Genomic DNA, 26406 nt, shown 5'->3' with positions numbered 1-26406 from the left:
GGGTGCAGCGCCCCGGCCGACGCGTCAGGCTCGCGAAGGCGCGTCAGCGACATCCTCCTGAGAATCCTCTTCGCCGCTCAGCTCTGCGGCCGCGGCCTCTATCACATCGCCAAGAACCCTCCTGAAGTCTTGGGCATTCTTCGACGTGATGACCGGCCTGCCAGTCTGGGCCTCGATCTCCTCGCGCGCGTTGCCCGCCACGGAACCGCCCCTCTGAGCAACCTCCTTGTTTTGCTCGAACGTGTCAGGCTCTTCGACTTTCGACAGCTCCGTCGTCGTCGCCTCGGCAAGCATGTTGAGCACCAGCTCGAGCGTGCTCATGTTGTCTCGAAGGTTCTCCTTCGACAGGCCTTTATGGTTCTTGTATTGGCGTGTGGTCATGCCAGCCCACGCTTTCGAAATCTCATCCGTGAGGATGGCGAACTCCGACCCTTTCGATACGCCGCGCTCGAGCCACTCGTCGGTCAACTCTTTGCGCACCGAGATCGCCTGCAAGCGCTGGTTCACCCATTCAGGGCTGTAGCCCTTTTTGAGATACGTCTCGAGCGCGCGGTCGATACCCTGCTCAGGATCGACGGTTTCCTCGATGCGCTCGGCGCCAACCTGGGCGAGCCACAGCTTGAAGGGCTCGGCCTTCGGAGAGGGGATGGATTGGACGATGCGGAGAACCTGAGGCGTCGTAGCTACATCGGTTTCACGAAGCTTGCCATCAGGCGCCTTCATTTTCAAGTGTACGATTTTATCGTACACTTCGCTTCCCTCCTCCTGCAGCTTACGTTTGAGGTCGCTCCAATACCTGCGAGGATTGCTGCTCTCAGTCAGCACCGCCACAACGTCGACCACCGAGAAATACCACTCTTCCTCGTCTTCGTTCCAAAGAGCGCGAATGCGGGAATCCTCGTACAGCTTGAGAGATTGGATGGGTGCCATGGCCACCTCCTTACGTCCTGGGCGTCTTGGACTGGAGGTGCCTGGCCGAGCACAACGCCGCTTTATCAGTAGATCCATTATAGCATAAAATGAGTACAGATGTTCTTGAATTTCAAAAACTTGATAGCTCGATGTGAGCCTGCGCTACAAGACGAACACCCCGTCGAGCGAGCCGTGCCTCAACGCGTTGTCGAGACGCGGCACGAGGTCGGCCGCGGCCCAGCGCACAAGCTCCCGCGCCGCTTCCTCATCGGAGCCGCGCAGGCCCAGCGCGTCGCACGCCCGGTCCGCCGCCCCAACAAGCAGCTCCCTGCGCTCGGCTGCCGAGCGATCCGCCAGCAGTCGGCCAATGCACGCGCGACCTCCTTCGCCAACGCATAGACCGCACACGTCGACGCCCGCGAGCGCGCAGCCCACCGCATTCGTCGCCACCGGCTCGAACAGATTCACGATGAGCTCGCCGTACGCCGGATGCACGCGCCTCAGCACCGCCTGGCAGCGCCCCAGATCGCACCGCCGCAGGAAGCGGCATTCCGCCAGCAGCCGTTCGAGGTACCCCGTCACGTACGCCACGCCCTGCATCGCCTCCGGCATGGGACGGCAGAGCGGATAGTCGATGTCGGCCGGAACCTCGTGCGCGAAGAATCGCGGCTCGTAGCGCGCCCCGAAGTCGCGCAGGCTTTCCAGCGTATCCCGCAGTGCGACGCTCTCCAGCAGCGGCATGCTGAGACACACGTCCTTCCACAGGCCTTCCACCTGAGCCGTCTGCTCTTCGATGCGATGCAGGTTGCGCGCGAACACCTCCTCGGCACCCTGTTCGAGCACGTCGAGCATCGCCGCCTCGTCGGGATCGTCGGCGTCCACGCCCAGCACGAAGCACACCGATTCCAACAAGCGATGCGCGTCGTACTCGGGAATGGACGTGCTCTCGCCCATCGTGAACAACGCCACCTGCTTGGCCAGCACGCCCCACACCTCCGCCTGAAACGCCGTGCCTACGTCGACGGCATCGTCGAGCCGCGTGCGCAGCGCCCGACCGTCGTCACAGAAACGAGGATCCTCCGATGCGGCTGTTCGCGTCGAATCCGATACGGTACAGCTCGTCGTAGCCGTCGTAGTACTCCGCGGCGAATTCGTTGCTGGGTCGCCCGAGGCGTTCTTCGTCGAACACACGGTCGAACTCGTCGTGCAGTCGTTCGTCGTCCTCGTCATCGCTCTCCTCTTCCTCCGCCTCGCGCTGCGTCGTCTCGTCGTACTCCCCCGCCAACTGGCCCGCAACCTGCGCGCGCAGCTCCGCCAGCTTCACGCCCTCGAGCGCGTCAACCGCACCGTGCACACGCTCGTCGAACGCCGTGCGCAACGCGGAAACCAACTCGTCGTCGGATATCCCGCCGCACGTTTCAGCCTCCTCCTTGTAGCGGTAGAACGCATCCTGCACGTCCGCGAGCGTCTCGGCATACGTCTCCTGAAGCAGGTACGGCGAATCGCGAAACGCCGCGACGATGTCGCGCAACGCCCCGCGCCCGAACTCCACGCGCCCTGTCGCCCGAAGCGCTTCGTGCCGGCGCTCGGCGAGACCGACCATCTGCTCCTCCGTGAGGCTCAGCCCGTACGCCGCCGTCGCCTCGTTGCAAGCCGTCAGGTCATCCCGCGACGCCGCAACCTGCAAACCCTGCTGCCAGCCTGCGGACAAATCAAACCCCATGCGCATCACCTACCCATCGTTTTTGCGTGCAGCTATATATACCGCGCACGTCCGGCAAACGCACGACTCGACTTTTATGCGATTGTGTGGTAATATATTCCCAGATCAAGCGGGCAGGAACACGACTTCATGCCCGCTTCTTCATTTCTTGGAGCGGTTCGGCAGAACGTCCGTTTCAGCCCTTCGAAGGTCGACAAGGATCCTGCGCCAGCAAATCTTGAATTCTTGGTCGGTTTTGCACGATATTCACCGCATTAAGCCGTCGACGATGCCAACTTGAGGAACGAGCGCAGCGGCATTGGCACAACATCCCAGTTCAGAAGCCGTACCGCGCTCATGCATCCCGGCAGATCCCGCGCACGTCGGTGAATATCGTTCAAAATCAGCCAAAACGAGCCATTTCGCCGGCACGAGCAACCGTGCGGCATCGCGCCTTCGCCCGTTACTTCTTGAGGATCCTCTTCAGATACGCAGCATCCAGCAGGTTCACCGTCTCGAACTTCCCTTGGTAGAACACGGCCCAATTGTTGAACACGCAGGGCAGATCCTTCGCTGCTTGCAGCGAATCCACCGGGATCAGCGTCAGGGGAACCTCGTTCTCTTCGCAGTACCGCTGCACTGCGGCGATATGCCCGGGCACATACGGGCATTGGAAATCATAGTATATCGTCAGCTCGTCGCGCTCGATCGCCTGGGCCTTGGCGCGCGGCGTGAACGACGGCACCGTGCCGTCGAACGACAGCGCGAGCAGCTCGTAGCCGTCATCGGTGGCGTCCACCGCCTCGAAACCGAACTTCTTCGCGAACGACTGGTCGGACAGCCAGGACTTCTGCTTCTTCGAACCCAGCATGCACACGCCCGATTTGCCCTGCGCCCGAGCGTCATCCAAGCAGTACTCCATGAGCGCGCGCCCGTAGCCCTTCCCCTTGGAGGTGCCGTACGCCCAGAGGCAGTACACGTACAGGTAGTTGTCTCCCGCGATGGGGACCCACGCCGTTTCGAGCGGGGCGTATTCGATGAACACCGGGTCTTTCACCTGCAGTTTCCGGAACACATGGCCCTCGCGCAGCCGGTCGGCGAGCCACGCGCGCTTCGCCTCGACGCCCGGATGGGGCTTTCTGACGCGGATGATGCAGGACAGGTGCTCGTCGGCGAGGTTCTCCGGCGTAAGGTTGACGAATTCGGCGTCCATGATTCTCCCGTCTTACAAGTCGCGCATGAGCTCCTGCTTCTTCGAAGCGTACTCCTCGTCGGTGATGGCGCCTCGTTTGCGCAGGTCGTCAAGTTGAGAGAGACGCTGGTACGCGAACGCGCTCGCACGCTGGCCCTCGTCGAGCGGTTGGGACTGAGGCTGCGACGAGGCGTGCGTGCGCTTCACCAGCAGCACGATGATGGTCACCAACAGCGCGATGGGCAGAATCGCCACGACGAACGCCATGAATCCGATGAGCATTTCAGGAACCCCCATGCCGAGTATCCTCATAACGCCGCCTTCCCTTCGACGGGGAGCAAGTACTGGCAGTATAGCAAGGCGGCGCGCCCCTTGGGGCACGCCGCGCAAAATGGCATAAAAAGGGACTGTCCCCCTTTTATGCCAACAATGTCCCAAAGGGGCCTGTCCCCTTTGGGACACTTTGTCCCCTTTGGGACACTTTGTCCCCTTTGGGACACTTTTATGCCGTTACTCCGTGAAGTAGCTCACGCCGCCCTCGAACAGCTGCTGGTAGCGGTCGCCGGGAACGTTCTGGTACAGACCGTAGCCGCGACGCTCGCTGTGGCCCATCTTGCCCAGGATGCGGCCGTCGGGGCTCGTGATGCCCTCGATGGCCAGCACCGACCCGTTCGGGTTCACGTCGAGGCCCATCGACGGCACGCCCTGCTCGTCCACGTACTGCGTGGCGATCTGCCCGTTCGCGGCCAGCTCGGCCACCAGCTGAGGGCTCGCCACGAAGCGGCCTTCGCCGTGGCTCACCGGCACCGTGTGGATGTCGCCCACCTCGCAGCGGCTCAGCCACGGCGAAAGGTTCGACGCCACGCGCGTGCGCACGAGGCGGCTCTGGTGGCGGCCGATGTCGTTGAACGTGAGCGTGGGGCAGCTCTCGTCCATGGGGCGGATGTCGCCGAACGGCACGAGGCCCAGCTTCACGAGCGCCTGGAACCCGTTGCAGATGCCCAGCATGAGGCCGTCGCGGTTCTGCAGCAGGTCGCGCACCGCCTCGGTCACCGCGGGAGCCCGGAAGAACGCCGTGATGAACTTCGCAGAGCCGTCGGGCTCGTCGCCGCCGGAGAAGCCGCCGGGGATCATGATGATCTGGCTGTTCTTGATGGCCCGCACGAGCGCATCGGTGCTCTCGGCCACCTTGTCCGGCGTAAGGTTGTTGATGATGAGCGTCTCGGCCACGGCTCCCGCTTGCTCGAACGCGCGCGCCGAGTCGTACTCGCAGTTGTTGCCCGGGAACACGGGAATGACGACGCGCGGTTTCGCGATCGTGCCGTTGTACACGAGCGGCGCGGCGCCGTCGAAGGACACCGCCTCCACGGCATCGCCCTCGGAGCGGTACGGGAACACCGGCTCCAGCTTGCCCTCCCACGCCTCCTGCAGCTCGGCGAGCGAAACGACCTCGCCGCACGCCGCGAACTCGTAGGCCTCGGTCGTCTCGCCGATCTCCTCGACCCGCACGGCCTCGCTTCCCGCCGGCAGCTCCACGCACGGCGCAAGCTCCACGAGGAAGCTGCCGTACGCAGGCGCGAACAGGTCGTCGGCGGTCACACGGTCGGCCAGCTTCACGCCGATGCCGTTGCCCACGCACATCTTGAACAGGGCCTCGGCCGCAGCGCCGTAGCCCGGCGTGGACACGGCCAGTGCCGCACCGTCGCCGATGAGGCGCTCCACCAGCCCGAAAGCCTCCACCAGGCCGGCAGCATCGGGCGTCACGCCGTCGTACGACGCGGGCGCGACGCGCACCACGCGGCTGCCCGTCTGCTTGAACTCGGGCGACGTCGCGCGATCCACCGAGCCCACCGCGGTGGCGAACGACACCAGCGTCGGCGGCACGTCGAGCTGCTCGAAGCTGCCCGACATGGAGTCCTTGCCGCCGATGGAGCCGACGCCCAAATCCACCTGCGCCATCAGCGCGCCCAGCACGGCGGCCGTGGGCTTGCCCCAGCGCTCGGGCTCGTCGCGCAGCTTCTCGAAGTATTCCTGGAACGTGAGGTACATGTCCTCATGGAGGAAACCGGCGGCCACGAGGCGCGCCACGCTCTCCACCACGGCGATGTAGGAGCCCGTGAACTGGTTCGCCTCGGTGAGGTACGGGTTGAAACCCCAGGCCATGCCGCTCGTCGTGGTGGTCTCGCCGAACACGGGCAGCTTGGCCACCATGGCCATCGCCGGCGTCAGCTGACGCGACCCGCCGAACGGCATGAGCACCGTGCCCGCGCCGATGGTGGAGTCGAAGCGCTCGGACAGGCCCTTGTTCGAGCACACGTTGAGGTCGGTGACCAGCGAGGTCATGCGCTCGGCCAGCGTGTCGCCCGCCCAAGTGCGCTCGTAGTCGCCGCCGCGCACGATGCGCACGTCCTGGTGCTTCGCCGCGCCGTTGCTGTTGAGGAAGTCGCGGCTCACGTCCACGATGGTGGCGCCGTTCCACTCCATGCGCACGCGCGCCTCCTCCGTCACCGTGGCGATGGGGGTGGCTTCGAGGTTCTCCTCGTGCGCGTAGCCGATGAACGCGTCCACGTCACCGGGCGCCAAGGCCACGGCCATGCGCTCCTGGCTCTCGGAGATGGCCAGCTCGGTGCCGTCCAGGCCGTCGTACTTCTTGGGCACCTTGTTGAGGTCGATGAGCAGGCCGTCGGCCAGCTCGCCGATGGCCACCGACACGCCGCCCGCGCCGAAGTCGTTGCAGCGCTTGATGAGCTGGCACGCGTCCTTGCGACGGAACAGGCGCTGGATCTTGCGCTCCACGGGCGCGTTGCCCTTCTGCACTTCGGCACCGCAGCTCTCGAGCGATTCCAGCTTGTGCGCTTTCGACGAGCCCGTCGCGCCGCCGATGCCGTCGCGGCCGGTACGGCCGCCCAGCAGCACCACCACGTCGCCCGGCGCAGGCGTCTCGCGACGCACGTGGTCGGCCGGCGTGGCGCCCACCACGGCGCCGATCTCCATGCGCTTCGCGGCATAGCCGGGATGGTACAGCTCGTTCACCTGGCCGGTTGCCAGGCCGATCTGGTTGCCGTACGAAGAGTAGCCGGCGGCCGCGGTGGTCACCAGCTTGCGCTGCGGCAGCTTGCCGGACAGCGTCTCGGATACGGGAACCAGCGGGTCGGCCGCACCCGTCACGCGCATGGCCTGGTACACGTAGCTGCGACCGCTCAAGGGGTCGCGGATGGCGCCGCCCACGCAGGTGGCCGCGCCGCCGAACGGCTCGATCTCGGTGGGATGGTTGTGCGTCTCGTTCTTGAACAGGTAGAGCCAGTCCTGCTCCTCCCCGTCCACGTCGACCTTCACCTTCACGGTGCAGGCGTTGATCTCCTCGGACTCGTCCAAACCGGTCAGCACCCCGCGCGCCTTCAGCCAGCGCGCGCCGATGGTGCCCATGTCCATGAGGCACATCGGCTTCTCGTCGCGACCCAGCTCGTGGCGCATCGCCAGGTACTGTTCGAACGCGGCGCGCACGGCCTCGTCGTCGATCTCGACGGTATCCAGCACGGTGCCGAACGTGGTGTGGCGGCAATGGTCGGACCAGTACGTATCGATCATCTTGATCTCGGTGATGGTGGGGTTGCGCCCCTCCTCGGCGAAATACTGCTGGCAGAACACGATATCGGCCACGTCCATGGCCAGGCCGCGATCGGCGATGAAGGCCGCCAAGCCAGCCTCGTCGAGCTCCAGGAACCCGTCGACCGTCTCCACCATGCCGGGGACGGGCTGCTCCATGTGCAGCGTGTCGCGCACGTCGAGCGAAGCCTCACGCGCCTCGATGGGGTTGATCACGTAGTGCTTGATGGCGGCGATATCCTCGTCGGACAGCGCGCCCTCGAGCATATACACCTTCGCGCTGCGCACCTCGGGGCGCTCGCCCTGGCTGATCAGCTGGATGCACTCGCTTGCCGAGTCGGCGCGCTGGTCGAACTGGCCGGGAAGGTACTCCACGGCGAACACGGCCGCACCGTCGGCCGCCGGCATGTCGAGCGTGGCGATGTCGGACTGCGGCTCGCTGAACACGGTGGGCACGCACTGCTCGAACAGCTCGCTCGAGATGCCTTCCACGTCGTAGCGATTCACCAGGCGCAGGTTCTCAAGCGCCTCGATGCCCAACAGGCTGCGCAGCTCCTCTTTGAGCTGCTGGGCCTCGCCGTCAAAACCGGGCTTCTTCTCCACGTAGACACGAGAAACCATGGTCCCCACCTTACTTCGTCGAATCCTTCTCGGCCTGCTTCGCTTCCTGCTTCTCGGCCTTGGCTTCCTGGGCCTTGTTCAGGCGGAAACCGCTGCCGAACAGACCGCGCTTCTTCGGCTGCTCCTCGATGGCCGGCTTCTCGGCCTCCTGCTGCTTCGCGGCGCGCTGCGCAGCCTTCTGCTGCTTCTCGGCGGCGCGCATCTCCTTGGACTTCTTGGCCATCATCTCTTCCTGATACGCGCGACGCACCTTTCGGATCTTCGAGAAGTCCACGTACAGGGCGCCGATGATGCACACGTACGCCAGGCCGAGCACCACGTACGTGGCCGCCTCGGGCAGGAAGGAGCGGCCGACCCACGACAGCGCCGTCATCACGATGGCGCCGATCAGCAGGCCCCACCATATCTTGCGGAGGCGCTTGTACTCAGGAGTCGGCGGGTTGTAGTACTGCCGATCGATCTCGGTCTGCTTCGCGCGGGCGGCCTTCTTGTCGGCCTTCTTCTGCTGCTTCGTCTTCGTCGCAGGCTGCATGCGCACCGACGAAGCCGCCTTCGTCTTCGGCTTCATGGTGGCCGCGCTCTTGCGCGTCTGGCCGCGATGCTCGTCGGTCTGGTACCGGTCGTTCATGGGGTTGCGCTGGGACATAGGTTATTGCTCCTTCAACGACGGAATGCGCGCAGCCCCCTTGGCCGCACGCATTCCGCTCGACTAACGCATTCTTAGTAGACGAACTTACGACCCGTTATACGCTCGTAGGCCTGGATGTACTTCTCGCTCGTGCGATCGATGATGTCCTGGGGCAGGCGGGGCGGGTTGCCCTGGCGATCCCAGTTGGCGTTCAGCCAGTCGCGCACGAACTGCTTGTCGAAGCTGGGCTGATCCTTGCCCTCGGCGTACTCGTCGCCCGGCCAGAAGCGGGACGAGTCGGGGGTCAGCACCTCGTCGGCAAGGATGATCTGGCCGTTCAGCCGTCCGAACTCGAACTTCGTGTCGGCGATGATCACGCCGCGCTCGGCCGCATGGTCGCGCGCCGTGGTATACACCTTCAGCGCAAGGTCGCGCAGCTGGGAGGCGTCGTCCTCGCCGATGATCTCCACGAGACGCTCGAAGCTGATGTTCTCGTCATGGTCGCCGATCTCGGCCTTCGTCGACGGCGTGAAGATGGGCTCGGGCAGCTTCGACGAGTTCACGAGGCCCTCGGGCAGCTCGATGCCGCACACGGTGCCCTGCTTCTGATACTCTTTGAGGCCGCTGCCGGCCAGGTAACCGCGCACGATGCACTCGGCGGGGAACATGTCGGCCTTCTTCACCAGCATGAAACGTCCACGCAGGTAGTCGGCATAGGGCTTGAACTGCTCGGGCAGGTCGGCCACGTCGGAGGAGATGAGGTGGTTCTCCACCACGCCGTCCAGGAGCTCGAACCAGAAGCACGACAGCTGCGTGAGCACCGCGCCCTTGTGGGGGATCTCGTCTTCCAGGATGTAATCGAACGCCGAGATGCGGTCCGTCGCCACAAGCAGCAGCTTGTCGCCCAGGTCGTACAGGTCGCGGACTTTGCCCTGCGCATCGGGCTTGATGTCGATTCCGGTCATGCTGGTCCTTTCGTTGCTCTCTCGAAACGCCGCACGAGGTGCGGCGGTCGGCGCTCCCCTTCTCCGTCGGCACGCCCTATTATCGTCTATTTCTGATCTTTACGCGACTTCCCGCGCGATTTTTGCGATTTCTGCCCACGCTGCTGATCGTCGCCCTGGTACAGCGGGATGTGGATGGTGAAGCACGCGCCCTCTCCCTTGCGTCCTTCCACCTGCACCCACCCGTTGTGGCGCTCGACGATTTCCTTCACCACGGACAGGCCGATGCCGAGTCCGCCGCTCTCGCGGGTGCGGCCCGCGTCGGCGCGCCAGAAACGCGAGAACACCATCTTCGCCTCGTCGGGCGACAGGCCGATGCCCGTATCCTGCACGCTGATGGACGCCATGATGTCGCCGCGCTTCACGCGCACGGTGATCAAGCCGCCCTCGGGCGTGTAGCGCACGGCGTTCGAGATGAGGTTGGCGGTGGCCTGGCGAATCATGTCCGCATCGCCCAGAACGCGCACGCCCTGCTCCATCTCGTACTTCAACGTGAGGCCCGAATCGGCCACGAACGCCTCGTGCGTGGCCACGATGCCGGCGATCAGCTCGCCCACGTTGACCACTTCCTTCTTCATGGGCGTGGAGCGGCTTTCCAGACGCGACAGCTTCAAGATGGCGTCGACGAGGCGGCTCAGGCGCTGGACCTCGGAATTCACCGTTTCCAAGCGCTCTTCGTCGGCTTCGAACACGCCGTCCACCATCGCTTCCACGGTGGACTGGATGGCCATGAGCGGCGTGCGCAGCTCGTGCGCCACGTCGGTGGTCAAGCGGCGTTCGAGCTCGCGGTCGCGCTCGATGGAGTCGGCCATCGCGTCGAACGTCTCGCCCAGGTGGGCGATCTCGTCCTCGCCGTGCAGCTCGGTACGGGCCGACAGGTCGCCTTCCTTGATGGCCTTCGCGGTGGTAGTCATGCGGTTTATGGGGCTGACCAGGGTGCGTGCGAACAAAAAGCCGATGCACGAGGCCAGCACGATGGCGAGCGCCGTCGCAAAGATCATGGCCTGGTACGAGTTGTCGCGGAACTCCTCGTCGGTCTGGCTCAGAAGCGCTTCGGAACCGTAGACCCACATGTGAACGGATCCGATGGCGGCGTTGTCGACGACGATGGGCGCCATGGCAATCTGGTCGCTGTCGCCTGGCGGCGGAGCCAGCGACCCGCGACTGTAATCCCTGTTCGGCATGCCGCCGGTATCTTCGCTGGACGCCGTCGTGGAATCATACACGACGCTCCCCGTTTGGTTGTCGAAGATCTTGACGCCCACGCCGTTCAGCTTCGCAGCGTATCCCGCCACGGTTCCGACGCCGGCGTTGTCGAACGATCCCGTGTCCGCGTAGATCTCGGCGATCTGCTCGGCCGTGGATTCGGCGAGCTTCTTGATGTTGGCCTGCGTGTACGTTTGGAAGTGCTGCTCCCACACGAACGACAGCACGCCGATGGCCACGAGCGCGGTCATGGCTGCGATGAAAGCGAACGCCGCCGTGACGCGCGTCGTGTACGTCAGATTGTCCCAGCCGAAGCGGATGCTGCGGCGTTTCTTGCCGGTGCCCTCGTGCGGCACCACGATGGGTCCGGTGGCCCCGGCGCTCGCGTCCGCGTCGACCGTCAAGCGCTCGACCGCGGGCTGCGATGCTTCAGGTGCATCTACGGTAGATGAAGGAGCCTGTTCGTTGGTTTCTCGCACGTTGGTTTACTGCGCAACCTTCGTGGGATCCTCGAAGCGATAACCCACACCGTGCACGGTGTGCAGCCACTTCGGGCTCCGCGGGTTGTCGCCGATCTTCGCGCGCAGGTTCTTCACGTGCGAGTCGATGGTGCGCTCGTAGCCCTCGAAGTCGTAGCCGAGCACCTTCTCCACCAGCTCCATGCGCGAGTACACGCGGCCCGGGTAGCGGGACAGCGTGGTGAGCAGCTTGAACTCGCTGGCGGTGAGGTCGATCTCCTCGTTGTTGACCAGCACTTTATGGCCCGACACGTCGATGGTGAGCTCGCCGAACTCCAGTACTTCGCGCTGCGGCTCGGAATCGGCGTGCACGCGGCGCAGAAGCGCGCGGGCGCGAGCAACCAGCTCGCGGGGGCTGAACGGCTTCACCAGGTAGTCATCGGCGCCCAGCTCCAGACCGATGATGCGGTCTTCCACCTCGCCCTTAGCGGTGAGCATGATAATGGGCACGTCGGAGTTGTCGCGGATGGCGCGGCAGACGCGCTCGCCCGGCACGCGGGGCAGCATGAGGTCGAGGATGACCAGGTCGAAATGGTGCTTCGAGAACTCCTCGAGCGCCTCCTGACCGTCGCCGACCGCCGTCACCCAGTAATTCTCTCGTTCGAGGTAGGCCGTCACGGCGTCGCGGATGGCCTTTTCGTCTTCAACCAAAAGGATGCGTCGTGTTTCGTTGCTCATGGATCACTCCTCAAGCTCGCTGTCATCTCGGATAATACGCGTCTGCGTTCCCTACGTAGACCAGTTCCCGAGCGTAGTGGTCGTGTTTGCGTTTATTGTAGCAATTAGACCAGAGGCCGCTTTAACCTGTGCGTGAAATGACACAATAAACACCATGGTAACCCGCAGATCAACACACGCTAACCACGCGAAGCCGACCGTTGCAAAGAAACGCCTTGCGAACAGGCGCACCACCTCCGATGGAGGCGCGCTGTACGCCGGCGGCAAAGCCAACTCGCGCGGCGGCCACGTCGGCAACGTGGCCGGATACGGCAGCGGCAACGGAAGCGGCGGCCGTCGCGGCGGCACCGCAGACGTCGGCAACGTGGCCGGGTACGGCAGCGGCAGCTCCATCGGCTCGGCCGGCTCGCATCGGCGCTCGTCCGCCGCATCGTCCTCCTCTCCGCGCAGCTCCTCGAACGGCGGCGCCAACGGAAGCGGCGTGCGCGTCCCTACGCCCAACGGTGGGGAGATTCTGCTCACCCGCCGACACTTCCTGTACGGCGCGCTGGGCGCGGGCGCGCTCGCGGCGGTCGGCGGCGGCGCGTCCGTCATCATCGAGCAGACGAAGAGCGACCCCGACGACGACCTCGTGGTGCTCGAAGTGCCCGAGAGCGCGGTTCTGTCGTCAACCTCCGACGAGTTCGCCAACACGTTCTCCCAGGTCGAAGACCCTGCTACGCTCATGAACCTCGTGGGCAGCTTCGAGCTGCCCTATGGCACGCTCGTTTGGGCGAGCGACGACGACCTGGCCGCGTGCCTGCTGCCCACCGACACCGGCAAGCCCCTAACGCAGGTTGCCCTGCTCTCGCTGGACTCGGGGGCCTACCCCATCGTGCTGGAACAGGCCGTCGGCGTCGACGAGGGCTTCGAGATCTACGACGTGCGCGCCACGTCCTCGGGCCTCATCTGGGCCGAGGCCGACATCCTCGACGGCGTCTGGCGCGTGTACACCGCACGCAGCGACGGCGCTTCCCTGGGCAATCCCGCGCTCGTGGAAGAAGGCGGCAGCGAGTGGGAGATGCCCACCATCGCCGCTGTCGGCAATCGCGCGTTCTGGCAGGTGCTGCCGAAGGCGAGCGGCCCGAAGAAAGCCGAACCTTCGCTGTTCAAGCGCGCAACGATGGGCGCCACCGACACCGAAACGCTGTGGACCTCGATCGGCCGCATGGCGACGGCCCCCTACGCTGCCGGCGATTCCGTGGTAATCACGCCGCGCACCGACACGTCGTCCATCCATTACCAGCTCGTGCGTCTGGATGCGAGCACCGGCGAGGCGCGGGACGCCATGGCTCTGCCCACGTCCATGAAGCCCCTCGAGGCCGGCTACGGCAACACCGGGTTCATGTTCTCGTTCGATGCCGGCTACCAGCACGGCGACGGCATCGCCAACCTGGGCACCTACGTCCCGGCCGGCGCCGTGACGAACGGCGACTACAGCGCGGCCCCGTGGTTCCGCTTCGGCCGCAACCCCACCGCGCCCCCCGCCTGGTGCGGATCGTACCTCATGGTGAAGTCGCTCACGCAGGTCGTGGGCATCAATTTCGACACGAGCGAATGGTTCGCGTTCGACGTGAAAAGCGGCGCCGACAATTACGGCGAGTACCTGGCGTCCACCGGGTCGCGCGACCGCGCGGTCACGTTCACGAACGTCGACGACAAACCCCTCGACGGCGAGGCGAAGAAGTACTGCCTCGTCCGCGTGTGGATGCCGGCCTCCTAGCGCAAAAAGCGCTGCTCGAAGTCTTCCAGGGGGATGGGGCGACTGTACAGGTAGCCCTGCCCCTTGCGGCAACCCAGCCCGCGCAGCACGCGCTCCTGATCGGTCGACTCCACCCCTTCGGCGATCACGTCCACCCGAAGCTCGTCGCACATCCCGATGATGTGCTTGAGCACCGTCTGCTTCGTCGCGTCGTCCACGACGGACTCGATGAGGCTCTTGTCCAGCTTGATCATGGAGAAATCGATGCTCGACAGGATGGACAGGTCGGTGTACTTGGTGCCGAAGTCGTCGAGCGACAGCGTGAACCCGGCACTCAGAAGATCGTTCGCGGCGCGGAACAGCACGCTCTTGCCGATGGCCGCGAAGCTCTCGGTGATCTCGATCTCGAGGTTGCTCCTGCTGAGGTCGTGCCGCGACACGATGCTTTCCATGCTGGTCACCAGGTCGTTCTCCAGCAAGGTGCGCCGTGAGAAGTTGAACGATACGGGAACCGCATGGCCCTCGCCCTCCCAGCGCTCCACCACCTGGCACACCCATTCGAACACGAACAAATCCACATGGCGGATGAGGCCGCTGTCCTCGAACCCCTGGATGAACCGCGCGGGCGAGATGATGCCCAGCTCGTCGTCGCGATAGCGCACGAGCGCTTCGGCGCCCACCAGCCGCCCATCCGTCATGCTCACCTTCGGCTGCAGGTACACTACGAACTTGCCGTCGCCCAGCGAGGCCACGAGGTTGCGCAGCGCCGTGCGCCGATCGTCGTCGTCCTTGTCTTGCTTCACGTCGTGATGGCGCTTCTTGTCGGCCTCCATCGCCTCCGAGGCCTGGTTCGTCAGCACGTCGAGGTCCTTCTCCACCTCGTCCCACGAAGACCCCAGGGCAACGGTGAACAGCCCGTTCGACTTCACCATGGCGCGCAGGTCGCGCATACGGTTCTCGAGGCCCTCGCGATCGAGGCCGGGCACGACCGCCGCGAACTCGTCGCCGTTGAGCCGATAGACGCACTCGGACGGGAACACGTCGAGCAGCATGGCGGCGAACTGCTGCAGGTAGTAGTTGCCGGCCGCGAAGCCCTTCGAGCCGTTGATGGCGCGCATGTTGTTCACATTCGCGGACACCACGCCGACGCAGCACGCGCCGTCGGCGTCGAACTCGGCCAGCATGCGCTCGTAGCTCTCGCGATTCAAAAGCCCGGTCAGGTCGTCATGGCTGCTGGCGTGCAGCAGGTCCTCCATCATGCGTCGCTTGTCCAGCTCGCTGGCGACGAACACGGAGAACGATTCGAGGAAGGCCACGTTCTGCAAGTTCGCACCGAGATTCTCCACCGAAAGGTAGCAGACGGCCGCCGCGTCCTCCCGGTCGCTTCGCAGCCTTATCCAGCGCTCGTTCGCCACGCCGTTGTCCTTCATGGAACGATACCGCGGATACGACGAGCGCAGCACCGCCTCCGGGCTCTCCACCATGACCGGCTCGTCCCAGCGCTGCGCCGCAAGCCAGAGGTCGAGCGAACCGTCGTCGGGCGCGGGCAACGTGCGGGCGCCCGGCGTGCGCGACCAGCAGGCCAGGCACGTGAGCGGCTCGTCGGCACGGGCACGGGCCCAGAAAAGCGCGCTTTCTGCGCGGAAGAAATCGCCCACCGTCTCGAGAGCGCGGCTCATCACCTCGTCGGAGTCGCGCGCCGCGTTCATCTGCTGGATGCCTCCCAGCAGGCAATGGGTTTCCGAAATGCCACTGTCGAGCGAGTCGACGATGCTCTTGTTGTTGGACACGTCCACGGCGATGGCCAGCAGCACTTCGCGCCCCGCCCACGACACCAGCTTGTTCTTGATGAGGAACTCCTGGTCGAGCGCCTTGTTGTCGTTGCGCCACATGAAGAACTTGTCGGTGGACCAGTTCGCCTTGCTGCAGAACGGACAGGGCGTGGCACGCCCCTGCATGGCCTCGTAGCACTTCTTGCCCATGCAGCTGATCGGCGATTCGCCGATACGCGCGTAGAACGCCTGGTTTCCGCAGATGAGCGTGAACGTGTCGGGGTCTACGAGGTACGCGATCTCGCCGTATGTCGAAAGGAACTCCGCGAACGAGGATTCGTCGGGATGCCGCACGGCATCCTGGACGCCTTCCCACTTCGGCGCATCCGCATGCGGGAAGCTTTCACGTTCAGCCTGCGCGCCCCGATCCCGCTCCTCGAGGGAGTCGACGACAAGAGACGCCGCGTCGGCCTCGGCGCGATAGAAGCGAAACGTCGCTTTCCCGGCGGCTTTCGCTTCGTACAGCGCCGCGTCGGCGCGGCGAAACCCCTCGTCGTACGTCATGCCGTCGGGCATGAGCGCCGCGCCCGCGCTGCACGAGAGCGCCGGGTCGGCCTCGCGGGCAACCCGCTCGAAGATGTCGCTCAAGAGGCTCGCCACATGCTCTTCGTCGAACGCGCTCGCGATGAACAGCACGAATTCATCGCCGCCGAAACGGCCGAGCACGTCGTCTTTTCCGGCCGAGCAGCGCACGTCGTGCACAAAGCGCACGAGCGCCTGGTCGCCCACCTTGTGGCCCCAACGATCGTTGATGGCCTTGAAGTCGTCGATGTCGAGGACGACCAGCGCGCTCACGTCGTGCGGAGCCGTGCTGCGCAGGCGGCTGCGGACGGCTGTTTCGGCCGCTTTCTTGTGAAGCACCTCCGTCAGCGAATCGCGCTCCGACGCGCTTTGCATCTGGAGTTCCTGGCGCTTCTTCTTGTCGATGTTCTTGATGCTGAGCAGCGCCAGCACGTGATGCGTCGTCGGATCCCTCAGGAGATGGACGCTCAGCTCCATCCACGCCATCTGGTTCTGCTCCACGATGCGGCGAAATTCGCAACCGAGGTGGTCGATGCCGCTCTCGAGGGAGCTGATGAAATTCTCCCTGCGCATGATGTCGATGTAATGGGCGCGGTCGTCTGGATGGACCACGCGGTTGATGAACGTCTGCACGATCTCGGTATACGACACCTTGTCGATGACCTCGTTGTACAGGTTCCACATGCCGCCGATTTTCAGGATGACGTCGTCGGTGGCGTCGGCGTGCGCATACGCGTCCTTCTCCGAAAGCAGCGCATAGTAGAACTGCGTTTCGTTCAGGTACGACATGGCCAGCTCTTTGTGCTCGGTGATGTCCGCGAGGACGCCGCCGATCATCCCGCTCGCCGCAGCGTCGGGCGCATCGGGCGCGAGCGTCAGGCGGTACCAGCGCCAGCGGCCGGTCTCGGGGTCGGGACCGCCCAACCTCAGATCGGCCGAAGATCGAGCGCCCTGCACGACCGCATGGTCGAACGCCTGGAGCAGGTTGCCCTGATCTTGAGGATGCACGAGACCCTCATCGACGAGCACTTGGGGGAAGCGCTCGCACACCCCGTTCGCGCAAGGGAGTCCGCCGAACAGGGCCGCCTCGAGCAGCACGCGCGCGGAACGATGCGCAGCGTCGTACGAGAACACTTCGATGCCCGCAACGCCCGCAACGGACGTCCCTTGTTCGCGGAACTGCTCGATGGAGGCTTCGTCGATCGCCTCGCGGCTGCAATCGCGCACCTTGCAGCACAGCAGCGATTCATCGGGGAGCGAAACGGCCTCCGTCTCGAACACGCGCGCGTCCCGCGACGAAGCGAGGCGATGGCGGAAGCGATCCTTGCCCGAAGCATGCGCCTCGCGCACCAAGCGAGCGAGGTGCTCGACCCCGTCGGTGTCCCACAGCGCGCTGATGCGGTGCGCGTAGCGGTACCCGACCTCGTCTTCGGAGCACTCCATCAGTTCGTAGAACTCGTCGTTCGCCCACACCAGCGTGAGATAGCGATCCTGCTTGATGAGGCACCACGCCCCAGGCAGATGCGCGAAAAACGGCGCCGCCTCCGCGACAAAGCGCTGCGCCCGCACGTCTTCGCCCATCGCCTCGGCACCCCCTTCGACTTCCTACCAAATAGATAGAGTATATTCTTACCCCTCAGACTTTCAAGACGGGGTGTTGAATAAGCCACGTTGAGCGGGTTTTACCCTTATGCCTTTCACCAGGCGATATGACTCAATTGAAAAGACCTCCCCCGAAGGGAAGGTCTTTGAGAACCGTCGCGCCGCATCGAGCTATGCTTAGAACTCCAACTCCTTGAGGCGGTCGAACACCACGTCTTTGCGGGTGAGGAAGTCCCAGGGGTCGAATATCTCGTCGAGAACCTCGGCCGAGAGGTTCGCCTCGGGGTCGGCCTCGAGGTTCTCGCGGTAGGTGGGGCCGTCCACGGCGTTCTGGATATCCTCCCACACCTTCATGGCGTTGCGCTGCACGATGACGTAGGCGTCTTCGCGGCTGATGCCCGTGTCCACAAGCGCCAGCAGCACCTTCGAGCTGAAGATGAGGCCTTTCGTGCGCCACAGGTTGTGCTCCATCTTGGCGGGATAGGTCTGCAGGCCGTCGAGCATCCACTGCATCTTGCCGAACATGTAGTCGAGCGCGATGAAGCTGTCGGCCAGCGCGACGCGCTCGGCGCCGGAGTGGCTGATGTCGCGCTCGTACCACAGCGCCACGTTGTCGAAGGCCACCTGCGCGTTGGACTTCACGGTGCGGGCCAGGCCGCAGACGCGCTCGGCCGTGATGGGGTTGCGCTTGTGCGGCATGGCACTGCTCCCCTTCTGGCCCTTCGCGAACGGCTCCTCGGCCTCGATGACGTCGGACTGCTGCAGCAGGCGCACCTGCATAGCGATGGACTCCAGCGTGGACGCCGTCACCGCGAGGCCGGCCATGACCTGGGCGTGACGGTCGCGCGCCAGCACCTGGGTGGACAGCGGGTCGGCCTCAAGCCCCAGGCGCTCGCACACGAACTGCTCGACGAACGGGTCGATGCTCGAGTACGTGCCCACGGCGCCGCTGATGGCTCCCGTGGCGGCCACCTTGCGAGCCTCCTCCATGCGCGTCTGGGCGCGCTTGAGGGCCCAGGCCCAGCTGCCGAACTTCATGCCGAACGTCATGGGCTCGGCATGGATGCCGTGCGTGCGGCCCACGCACAGCGTCTCCTGGAACTCGAACGCGCGGCGTTTGCACGTCTCGCCCAGCTGCTTGATGTCTTCGAGGATGATGTCGATCGCCTGCGTGATCTGGTAGGACAGCGCCGTGTCGCCCAGGTCGGACGAGGTCATGCCGTAGTGCACCCAACGGCTGGGCGGCTCTTGGCCCTCCGGCACGTCGGCGTCGATGTACTCGGCCATGTTCGTGGTGAACGCGATGACGTCGTGGTTCGTCACCTTCTCGATCTCGTCGATGCGCTCAACGGTGAAGTCGGCATGCGCGCGGATCCACGCGGCCTCCTCCTTCGTGATGCCGGACTTCCCCAGCTCGGCCTGCGCCTCGCACGCCAGCACTTCGATTTCCTTCCAGATGGAGAACTTGTTCTCAAGCTCCCAGATGGCGCCCATTGCCGGGCGCGTGTAACGGTTGATCACGCCGGTCCCTTTCCCACGTCGTACCTGATGGCAACCAGCATACCGCAAACAAGCTCCCGAGAGGCACATTTCACGGAAAGCGCCGAGGAACGACGTAGCTTCGGCGCTACTCCCCCGCGCCCTCGAAGTCGAAAAAGCTGCCGACGCTCACCTCGTACGCTTGCGCCAGCGCATACAGCGTGCTCAGCTTGGGAGCGCGCTTGCCCTGCTCAATGTAGCCGATAGAAACGCGATCCATGCCCACCATGGTGCCCGCAGCCTCCTGCGACAGGCCGCGCGACTTCCTGACCCTCTGCAATCGAGCGCCTAGTTGCTTCTGGAAGGTTTGAAAACTTTGCGTTTGCATACTAAGAACCTTATAGGGTTCGTGACAGGGACACCACAAACAGCAAGTTTGCAGTTTTATGCCGAGACGATCTATAATGCAAACTATCTGTTTGCATTTCATGAGCTATGGGTGACGGGAGGAGATCGGCTATGAGCAGCTTGTGCGTCCTCGCTGTTCCCCGAAAACGCGAGCAATCGTTCTCGCTGCACGCGCAGCGACTGCTGCCGAGTCTGATATCCCGCTGTGTTTTTCCGCGTGCCGAGCGCTTGCGCAAACGCCAGGGAGTCTGGGTGATTGTAGAATCGCCCCTATTTCCCGGGTACGTTCTTGCCGAGGCGTTCGATCCCGACGCTCTCGCGGCAGCCTTGAAGGTCGATGGCGGCCGTCGCGCACGCTTCGCGGGCACGCTTTCGCCAGAGGAGCGTGCCCTTCTCGAATCGATCATGGAGCCGAACGGGCTCGTGCGTCTCTCGCGCGGGCGGATCGAGAACGAACGGCTGCTCGTGCACGTCGGCCCGCTATCGGGCCTTGAGAGCAGCGTGATCCGCGTCGACCGACACAGGCGAACGGCCCTCGTCGCACCTCAGGGCGCACGCGAGGATTCGAAGAGCGTCCTCGTCGGGCTCGAAGTCGCGTCGAAAACGTAGGGTGCATCGGCGCCGCAAGAGACCCGGCGCGTAATCGTTCGCGAAAGCACCCTTCCATCGCTTGGCACAAAATGAACGTTATGAACGATTCGAAGCCGTTATAGAAATTCACGACCTGGTATTTCTCTGAAACGCATCGGGAATATCCGCTCAGAATCGTTCATAACGTGAAATCTCTGCCAAGGCTTGCCGCGGGGGGCAGACTGGGCGGGCGGACGCAAGGGGTGGGCGGACGGATGCGAGGGACGGTCGGACGGACGCGCAGGGAGGCGGGACGGCCGCAAATGGGCGGCTATCCTTGACTTCACTATCCTTGATCGAGTAGTATATTTCCCATTACTTCACTAGGTTTTCGAGAGGACTGGGCTATGGAGCAAGCACGGAACCGCAAGGCCGTCGCGCAGGGACGCGTCCGTTCCATCAACGTGTCGAAGCGCAAGGGGACGCGCAAAACGCCGTGCGAAGCGGCGGTGACGGTAATCGCGCATCAGGGCGTTGCCGACGACGCGCATGCCGGCGACTGGCATCGCCAGGTGTCGCTGCTCGCCTGGGAATCTATCGAGAAAGCACGTGCGACCGGCCTGGACGTGGTAGAGGGCGACTTCGCCGAGAACGTCACCACCGAGGGCATCGACCTGCTGGCGCTGCCCTTGGGCACGCGCGTGCGCATCGGCGACGACGTGCTGCTGGAGCTGTCGCAGATCGGCAAGGTGTGCCATACGAAGTGCGCCATCTACCACCTGGCCGGCGACTGCATCTTCCCGCGCGAGGGCATCTTCTTCGTCGCGCTCGAGGGCGGCGCCATCAGCGTAGGCGATCCGGTGGAAGTCGTGGCGCTCGGCGACGGCACCTGCGCCTACACCCCGCCCGAGGCCCTCGCCGAGCTGGCCGCCGCGCAGGAGTAGCGCCGGGCGCCCTCACGGCGGTGAGACAAAGGGACGGGGTTATTGTCTCATTGCGCGCAATGAGACAATAACCCCGTCCCTTTGTCTCACCGGAGCAGTACCGTTAGAGTCCCTTGAACAGCGCCCTCACGTCATCGAGCACCTCGTTGTCGACGACGACGATGGCCTTGTCGCCGGGATAGAGCACGGTTTCCTCGCTGGCCACTTCCACGTTGTCGTCGTCCTTCGGCGACACGGCCGCGATCAGGCTGTTCTCCGGCATGGGCAGCGACGACACGAGGATGCCGGCCTCGTTGGAATGATGGCGCATGCGCGGAACCACGATCTCGGTGAGCATGACGTTGCCGTGCGTCAGCGACGACGCGACGCTCACGCTGCCCAGCAGCGTCTCCTCCTCGATGAGGTTCGCGATGAGCGTGGTCGACGACACGCACTCGATGCCCACCTCCTTGAAGATGCGGAGGTTCTTCGGACTGTTCACGCGCGCGATACAGCGCGGCACGTTGAACACACGCTGCGCGATCTCGCACGATACGAGGTTGTCGTCGTCTTGGCCGGTGGTGGCCACGAACACGTCGGCGCGGCGGATGCCGGCGTCTTCCTGGTACTTCGAGTCGCATCCGTCGCCGTGGATAACGAGGTAGCGCCCCTGGAGCGCCACCGACAGGCGGTCGGCCGTCTCGAGGTTCTCCTCGATGACCGCCACGTCGTTGCCGCTTGACAGCAACACCCCGGCCAGATATTCGCCAACCTTGCCGCCACCTGCGATAACGATGTACATGCAGTCTCTCCCTTAGTCCTGGATATAGCGGGCGAACGATTCGATAAGCTCATGACGCACGCAGGCAAGCACCGAGTCCCCGTTGTAGAGGATGGAATCGCGCGTGGGAATGGAGCTGGCGGAGCCGTCGCTGCGCTCGAATGCGATGATGCGGATATCGTGGTCGCGCTCGAGCTCGCCCACGCGGATGGTGCGCTTGTCCGTGGAGCTGAGGTCGAGCGAGAAACGCAGCACCTCGAACTCGCCGAACGTGTCGAGGTGGGCGCCGTGGCCCGACACGACCTTGCTGAACACGTCCTCGGCCACGAGCGAGGTGCCGCACACGTAGTCGATGCCCAGCTGCATGTAGGCGCGTTCGTGATCGGGGTTGTACAGGCGCGCGATGACGTGCGGCACGCCGAACAGGCGGCTGCCCACCTCGGCGCACATGAGGTTCGTGTTGTCGAACTGGGTGACGGCAGCCATGACGTCGCAGTCCTCGATGCCGGCCTTCACGAGCGTCTCCTCGTCGAAGCCCACGCCCTGCACCGTGGAGCCGTTGAAGTTGCGGCCCAGGTTGGCGAACGCGTTGGCGTTCTTGTCGATGACGCACACGTTGTTGCCGTTGTCCGACAGCATGTTCGCCAGCTGAGATCCGACGCGGCCGCAGCCGACGACGATCACGTTGCTCATACCGATCCTTTCACCAAGCGCCCGCGCGGCGCCGATTTTCTGCTGCGCCCTAGCATACTGCATGGACGCGAGCGCGGCCAGCCTCGCCATAGAACGGCGACAAAGGCGTAACGTGAAGCAATCAGGTACTTAGGAACGAATGTTTCACGTGAAACATTCGCGCGACAACGCACAATACGCGTCAAAAAAGAACCGCCGACTCACGGCCGGCGGAACGTTTAGATCTTCATCATTTCGGCGATGGTTTTATCGTACCAGTCCATGTACGTGGGCGGACAGTACTTCTGCGCCGCCGCTACAGTGATGGAGTAACCGTAGCCGGATGCCAAGCCCGCCACGTGGGCGTTGATGGCCTCTTCCCAGCTGTTCCACGTGGTGGAAGTCATCCAGCCCCACGCATTGAACTGTTTGAAGGGTTTCGCGCCCTTGGAGCTTTCGGTGTTGGAGATGGCGGGCGACCAGCGCGGGTCGACGCCGTTGTTCCAAGCGGCCTCGGCGAACGTGGCGCCCTGTCCCGCCAGCGGAGAGCCGGCAAGGTATGCGTCGATGCGGGCGGTCCACTCGGAAATGAAGGCGTCTTTGCCCACGGAGAAATCGACATCGGGGAGCGCGGCGGCTGCGGCGGACGCAGCTTCGCGCGCGGCGGCGGCTTCCTGCTCGGCCTTCGCCTGCTCGGCGGCCGCGATGCGGGCCTCCTCCTCGGCGCGAGCGGCCTCTTCGGCAGCGATGCGGGCGGCCTCTTCTTCGGCCTCGATAGCCTCGATGCCTTGCGAGATATCGCGCGACGCGGTGCTCGTGAGCACGGTGGTCTCGCGCGCGGAAGCGTCAGCGGTGTCGGAAGTTGCAACGGAGGATTGCGTCGCGGCGCTCGTGGTTGACGCATCGATGCCGAACGAGTCGATATCGTGCGCGGCGCCGCTTCCAGCAGAGGCGAACCCAAAGCCGATGCACCCGGTCAGCACGCAGGACGCGCAGCCAACCGCGAGAATCTTCGCAGCCAGGTTCGACTTCTTTTGTATGAAGCGCTTTTTAGCCAAAACGTCGGTTACCTTTCGTTGAACAGCGCACGACCTCGAGCCGCCGAAGCGGTTGACAGCGTAGTAAGTTGTGTGGGGGTTTGCTGCCGGAAGGCGATATGCTGTTGTGACAGGACGTATTCTAGCCGAGAAGGGGGGTCGAGGGCAAAGTTTTGTGGAGACGCCCTACATGATTTGTTCGCTTGACAAGAGGTGAAACCGCATTTCAGCAGGTGAATTGCCTTACTCTGCGGTGCACGAAAAAGCGAACGGAATGTGTTGCTTGAAACGCCGCGCTCGAACCTCAGTCGATGGTCAAGGTGATGACGGCCTCGCCGGCGCCGATCCCCTCCCACGGCTGCATGTCGAAGTGGTATTCGCGACCGTACGGAGCGGATATCACGAGCTCTTCGGTGGCGCCCGGAACCGAGTACCAGAGCATGCCCACGACGCAGAACGCCGCAAAGCACAGGCCCGCCAACAGCGTGAGCGTCGGCGACTTCAGCGCTCCGCCCAGCAGCAGCAATCCCACCACCATGAGCAGCAGCGGCCACAAGCCGACCAGCATCAGCTCGAGCGACTGCCAGCCTATCACGCCGAGGCTCATCAACACCAGCACCACGCCGGAGAAGAACGCGATGAGGCCGTCCACGAACTGGCGCATGCGATGGCCTTCTTCTCCGGGGATGACCATGCGCACGATGCCCAAGATGACGAAGATGAGCGGCCAGTACTGCCACCACACCACGCCCTCCATCATGCTGGCGACCATGGCTGACACGCCGAAGAACAGCAGGAACGACCCCGCCCACAAGGCGGCTTTCACGCTGGAGTTCGGCGTCGGCTTCGCCGGTTGCTGGGGCGGCGGCGCAACCGGCGCCCACCCTTCGTACGGAGGCGTCGGAGGCGGGGCGAACGAAGGCTGAGGCGCGCCTGCGACGTTGCCGGGACGCACGGGCGAGGACGCATGCGCGGCACCCGCGGGCGGCTCGGGGGGCACATGCGCAGAGGACGTGTAGGCAGGATGCGTGTAACGCCAGCTCGCCGCCTGCGCCGGGCTGGGAGCCCGCGGGGCTTTCGCCGCGCCCACTTCGTCTTTGCGAGATGCGTCGAAGTCGACCGTGCCGTACGTCTCGGAATGGACGGATTGGGGCTGCACGTCGAGCGGGGCCTCTTCCTTCGGCTCGAGCGGCAGCACGATCCACAGCACGATATAAGCAGCGCCCAACAGGCCCGCCGAGGCGAAGGTGAACACCACCATGATGATGCGAACGATGAGGGGGTCGACGTTGAAATAATCGGCCACGCCCGCGCACACGCCGCCTATGAGCGCCTTTCGCGAGCGGAGCAGCCGTTTTTCACTCGTCACGCTTCCTCCTGGTCGATCGCCTCAGCGGCATCCACGCGGGATGGGGAGGGATCGTCCAGTCGTTCCACGCGCACCGTCGATATGCGGCGGCGACGCATAGCCTGTATCTTGAAGCGGTATCCGTCGAACTCAAGCTCCTCGCCCACCTGGGGCACCGAGTCGAGCATGCTCATGAGCCAACCCGCGATGGTCTCGTAATCGGCCGAATCCTCCACCGGCCACCCGAGCTCCGCGGCGTCTTCGACGGGGAATCGCCCGTCAACCAGCCAGACGTTCTCGCTCTCCTGCTCGACGAACGGGTTCTCTCGATCCGTTTCGTCCACGATCTCGCCGACGACTTCCTCCACAATGTCCTCTACGGTAATTAAACCATCGGTACCACCGTACTCGTCAACGACGATGGCCATCTGTTGACGATTCGTTTGCATCTCGGCGAGCAGCGGGAAAAGGTCCTTCGTCTCGGGGACGAACATGGCCTCGTAGGCGTACTCGACCACGGGCTCGTGCTCTTTGCCGTCCATGAGCGGCCCCACGAGGTCCTTGAAGTGGACGATGCCCACGATACGGTCGATGTCCTCGTGGTACACCGGCAGGCGCGAGTAGCCCGTGCCGCGCATGCGCTCCACAGCCTGGCGCACCGTGTCGGTATCCTCCACGAACATCATGTCCACGCGCGGCGTCATGATCTCGTGCACCGTCATGTCGCCCAGGTCGAGGATGTCGTGGATCATGCGCTTCTCGTCGTCGAGCAGCTCGTCGTTGTCCGTGACCATGTACTTGATCTCTTCTTCGGAAACGTTCTGGCGCTCGTCGGCGTTCTTGATGCCGAACAGGCGCGACAGCCCGTTCGCCGAAGCCGAGGTCAGCGCGACGAGCGGCGAGGCGATTTTCTGGAACACCATGAGCGGGCCGGCCACCATCTTGCTGACGCGCTCGGCATCGGCCAGCGCGATGCGTTTCGGCACGAGCTCGCCCACCACGATGCTGAGGTACGACACGATGAGCGTGATCACCACGGGGGCCAAGCCGGGCGCGATGACCGCGAGCCATCCGATGTTGAAGCCGGACAGCCATTGCGCCAGCGGGTCGGACAGGTTCGTGGCCGCCGCTGCCGAGGCGAAGAACCCGACGAGCGTGATGGCCACCTGGATGGTGGCGAGGAACTGGCCCGAGTCGGCGGCCAGGCTCAGCGCACGCTCGGCGCCCTTGTCGCCTTCTTCTGCTTCGCGCTGCAACAGCACGTGGCGCGCGTTGACGAGCGCCATTTCCGACATCGAGAAGTATCCGTTCACCAACACGAGCACGAACGTGACGACGATGCTAATCCAAATATCCATGAATGCGATGCAACTCCTTTAGCAAGCGATCGATGCGCAGAACGTGCGCCTCGCGTTGCAAGCCCC

At 64.2% G+C, this 26406-nt stretch carries 21 protein-coding genes; 3 read left to right on the top strand and 18 right to left on the bottom strand.

Annotated elements, in window-relative coordinates; translation table 11 throughout:
- Positions 1–24 precede the first annotated feature (24 nt).
- The 10 genes from C1A15_RS03875 to C1A15_RS03830 all read right to left on the bottom strand — a co-directional run bounded on the left by C1A15_RS03875 (position 25) and on the right by C1A15_RS03830 (position 12067).
- The gene (locus C1A15_RS03875; protein ID WP_101721346.1) at positions 25–930 is read right to left on the bottom strand and encodes a BRO family protein; all 906 of its coding nucleotides are present in this window, start codon (positions 928–930) and stop codon (positions 25–27) included.
- A 144-nt stretch (positions 931–1074) separates the two neighbouring features.
- Positions 1075–1896: a DUF6179 domain-containing protein gene (locus C1A15_RS03870; RefSeq protein ID WP_146001801.1), complete on the bottom strand. Its 822-nt coding sequence runs from the start codon at positions 1894–1896 to the stop codon at positions 1075–1077.
- 76 nt (positions 1897–1972) lie between these two features.
- Positions 1973–2635 (bottom strand): DUF6323 family protein, encoded by a 663-nt coding sequence (locus C1A15_RS03865; protein WP_146001800.1) that lies wholly within the window; start codon positions 2633–2635, stop codon positions 1973–1975.
- 442 nt (positions 2636–3077) lie between these two features.
- Positions 3078–3827 carry a GNAT family N-acetyltransferase gene (locus C1A15_RS03860; RefSeq protein WP_101721343.1) on the bottom strand — a complete coding sequence of 250 codons (750 nt, stop codon included), beginning with the start codon at positions 3825–3827 and terminating at the stop codon, positions 3078–3080.
- Between the two features lie 12 nt (positions 3828–3839).
- On the bottom strand, positions 3840–4103 hold the full coding sequence (gene ccmI, locus C1A15_RS03855; RefSeq protein ID WP_245864902.1) for a c-type cytochrome biogenesis protein CcmI: 264 nt from the start codon (positions 4101–4103) through the stop codon (positions 3840–3842).
- Between the two features lie 213 nt (positions 4104–4316).
- A complete protein-coding gene (locus tag C1A15_RS03850) occupies positions 4317–8033 on the bottom strand; it encodes a phosphoribosylformylglycinamidine synthase (protein WP_101723682.1) in 3717 nt (1238 codons plus the stop codon).
- A 10-nt stretch (positions 8034–8043) separates the two neighbouring features.
- Entirely contained in the window at positions 8044–8679 is a 636-nt protein-coding gene (locus C1A15_RS03845; protein ID WP_021410487.1) for a hypothetical protein, read from the bottom strand.
- A 74-nt stretch (positions 8680–8753) separates the two neighbouring features.
- On the bottom strand, positions 8754–9626 hold the full coding sequence (locus C1A15_RS03840) for a phosphoribosylaminoimidazolesuccinocarboxamide synthase (protein WP_101721341.1): 873 nt from the start codon (positions 9624–9626) through the stop codon (positions 8754–8756).
- A gap of 86 nt (positions 9627–9712) precedes the next feature.
- On the bottom strand, positions 9713–11350 hold the full coding sequence (locus C1A15_RS03835) for a sensor histidine kinase (protein ID WP_101721340.1): 1638 nt from the start codon (positions 11348–11350) through the stop codon (positions 9713–9715).
- 6 nt (positions 11351–11356) lie between these two features.
- Entirely contained in the window at positions 11357–12067 is a 711-nt protein-coding gene (locus C1A15_RS03830; protein ID WP_009305830.1) for a response regulator transcription factor, read from the bottom strand.
- Positions 12068–12221: 154 nt separating this feature from the next.
- Here C1A15_RS03830 and C1A15_RS03825 point away from each other — a divergent pair, with 154 nt between their 5' ends.
- Complete coding sequence (locus C1A15_RS03825) at positions 12222–13829, top strand: Tat pathway signal protein (RefSeq protein ID WP_245864901.1); 1608 nt, start codon at positions 12222–12224, stop codon at positions 13827–13829.
- Here the strand turns inward: C1A15_RS03825 and C1A15_RS03820 are convergent.
- The 3 genes from C1A15_RS03820 to C1A15_RS16960 form a co-directional block, all read right to left on the bottom strand.
- A complete protein-coding gene (locus C1A15_RS03820) occupies positions 13826–17743 on the bottom strand; it encodes a bifunctional diguanylate cyclase/phosphodiesterase (RefSeq protein ID WP_101721339.1) in 3918 nt (1305 codons plus the stop codon). The genes C1A15_RS03825 and C1A15_RS03820 overlap by 4 nt on opposite strands.
- Before the next feature lie 198 nt (positions 17744–17941).
- A complete protein-coding gene (purB, locus tag C1A15_RS03815; RefSeq protein WP_101721338.1) occupies positions 17942–19285 on the bottom strand; it encodes an adenylosuccinate lyase in 1344 nt (447 codons plus the stop codon).
- A 106-nt stretch (positions 19286–19391) separates the two neighbouring features.
- Positions 19392–19631, bottom strand: a complete 240-nt coding sequence (locus tag C1A15_RS16960; RefSeq protein ID WP_281254102.1) for a helix-turn-helix domain-containing protein — start codon at positions 19629–19631, stop codon at positions 19392–19394.
- 131 nt (positions 19632–19762) lie between these two features.
- Here C1A15_RS16960 and C1A15_RS03805 point away from each other — a divergent pair, with 131 nt between their 5' ends.
- The gene (locus tag C1A15_RS03805) at positions 19763–20260 is read left to right on the top strand and encodes a hypothetical protein (RefSeq protein WP_101721336.1); all 498 of its coding nucleotides are present in this window, start codon (positions 19763–19765) and stop codon (positions 20258–20260) included.
- A gap of 368 nt (positions 20261–20628) precedes the next feature.
- Positions 20629–21165 (top strand): MOSC domain-containing protein, encoded by a 537-nt coding sequence (locus C1A15_RS03800; protein ID WP_101721335.1) that lies wholly within the window; start codon positions 20629–20631, stop codon positions 21163–21165.
- A 103-nt stretch (positions 21166–21268) separates the two neighbouring features.
- Here the strand turns inward: C1A15_RS03800 and C1A15_RS03795 are convergent, their stop codons facing one another.
- The 5 genes from C1A15_RS03795 to C1A15_RS03775 all read right to left on the bottom strand — a co-directional run bounded on the left by C1A15_RS03795 (position 21269) and on the right by C1A15_RS03775 (position 26340).
- Positions 21269–21946 carry a potassium channel family protein gene (locus tag C1A15_RS03795; RefSeq protein ID WP_101721334.1) on the bottom strand — a complete coding sequence of 226 codons (678 nt, stop codon included), beginning with the start codon at positions 21944–21946 and terminating at the stop codon, positions 21269–21271.
- Between the two features lie 12 nt (positions 21947–21958).
- Positions 21959–22618, bottom strand: a complete 660-nt coding sequence (locus C1A15_RS03790) for a potassium channel family protein (protein ID WP_101721333.1) — start codon at positions 22616–22618, stop codon at positions 21959–21961.
- A gap of 218 nt (positions 22619–22836) precedes the next feature.
- Complete coding sequence (locus tag C1A15_RS03785; RefSeq protein WP_101721332.1) at positions 22837–23655, bottom strand: CMP-2-keto-3-deoxyoctulosonic acid synthetase; 819 nt, start codon at positions 23653–23655, stop codon at positions 22837–22839.
- A gap of 283 nt (positions 23656–23938) precedes the next feature.
- Complete coding sequence (locus C1A15_RS03780; protein WP_101721331.1) at positions 23939–25003, bottom strand: PspC domain-containing protein; 1065 nt, start codon at positions 25001–25003, stop codon at positions 23939–23941.
- Positions 25000–26340, bottom strand: a complete 1341-nt coding sequence (locus C1A15_RS03775; protein WP_101721330.1) for a hemolysin family protein — start codon at positions 26338–26340, stop codon at positions 25000–25002. The genes C1A15_RS03780 and C1A15_RS03775 overlap by 4 nt, the downstream gene beginning before the upstream one ends.
- Between the last annotated feature and the right edge of the window lie 66 nt (positions 26341–26406).

The organism is Eggerthella timonensis, assembly GCF_900184265.1.
Taxonomy (GTDB): domain Bacteria; phylum Actinomycetota; class Coriobacteriia; order Coriobacteriales; family Eggerthellaceae; genus Eggerthella; species Eggerthella timonensis.
This window is presented reverse-complemented; position numbering and strand designations above follow the sequence as displayed.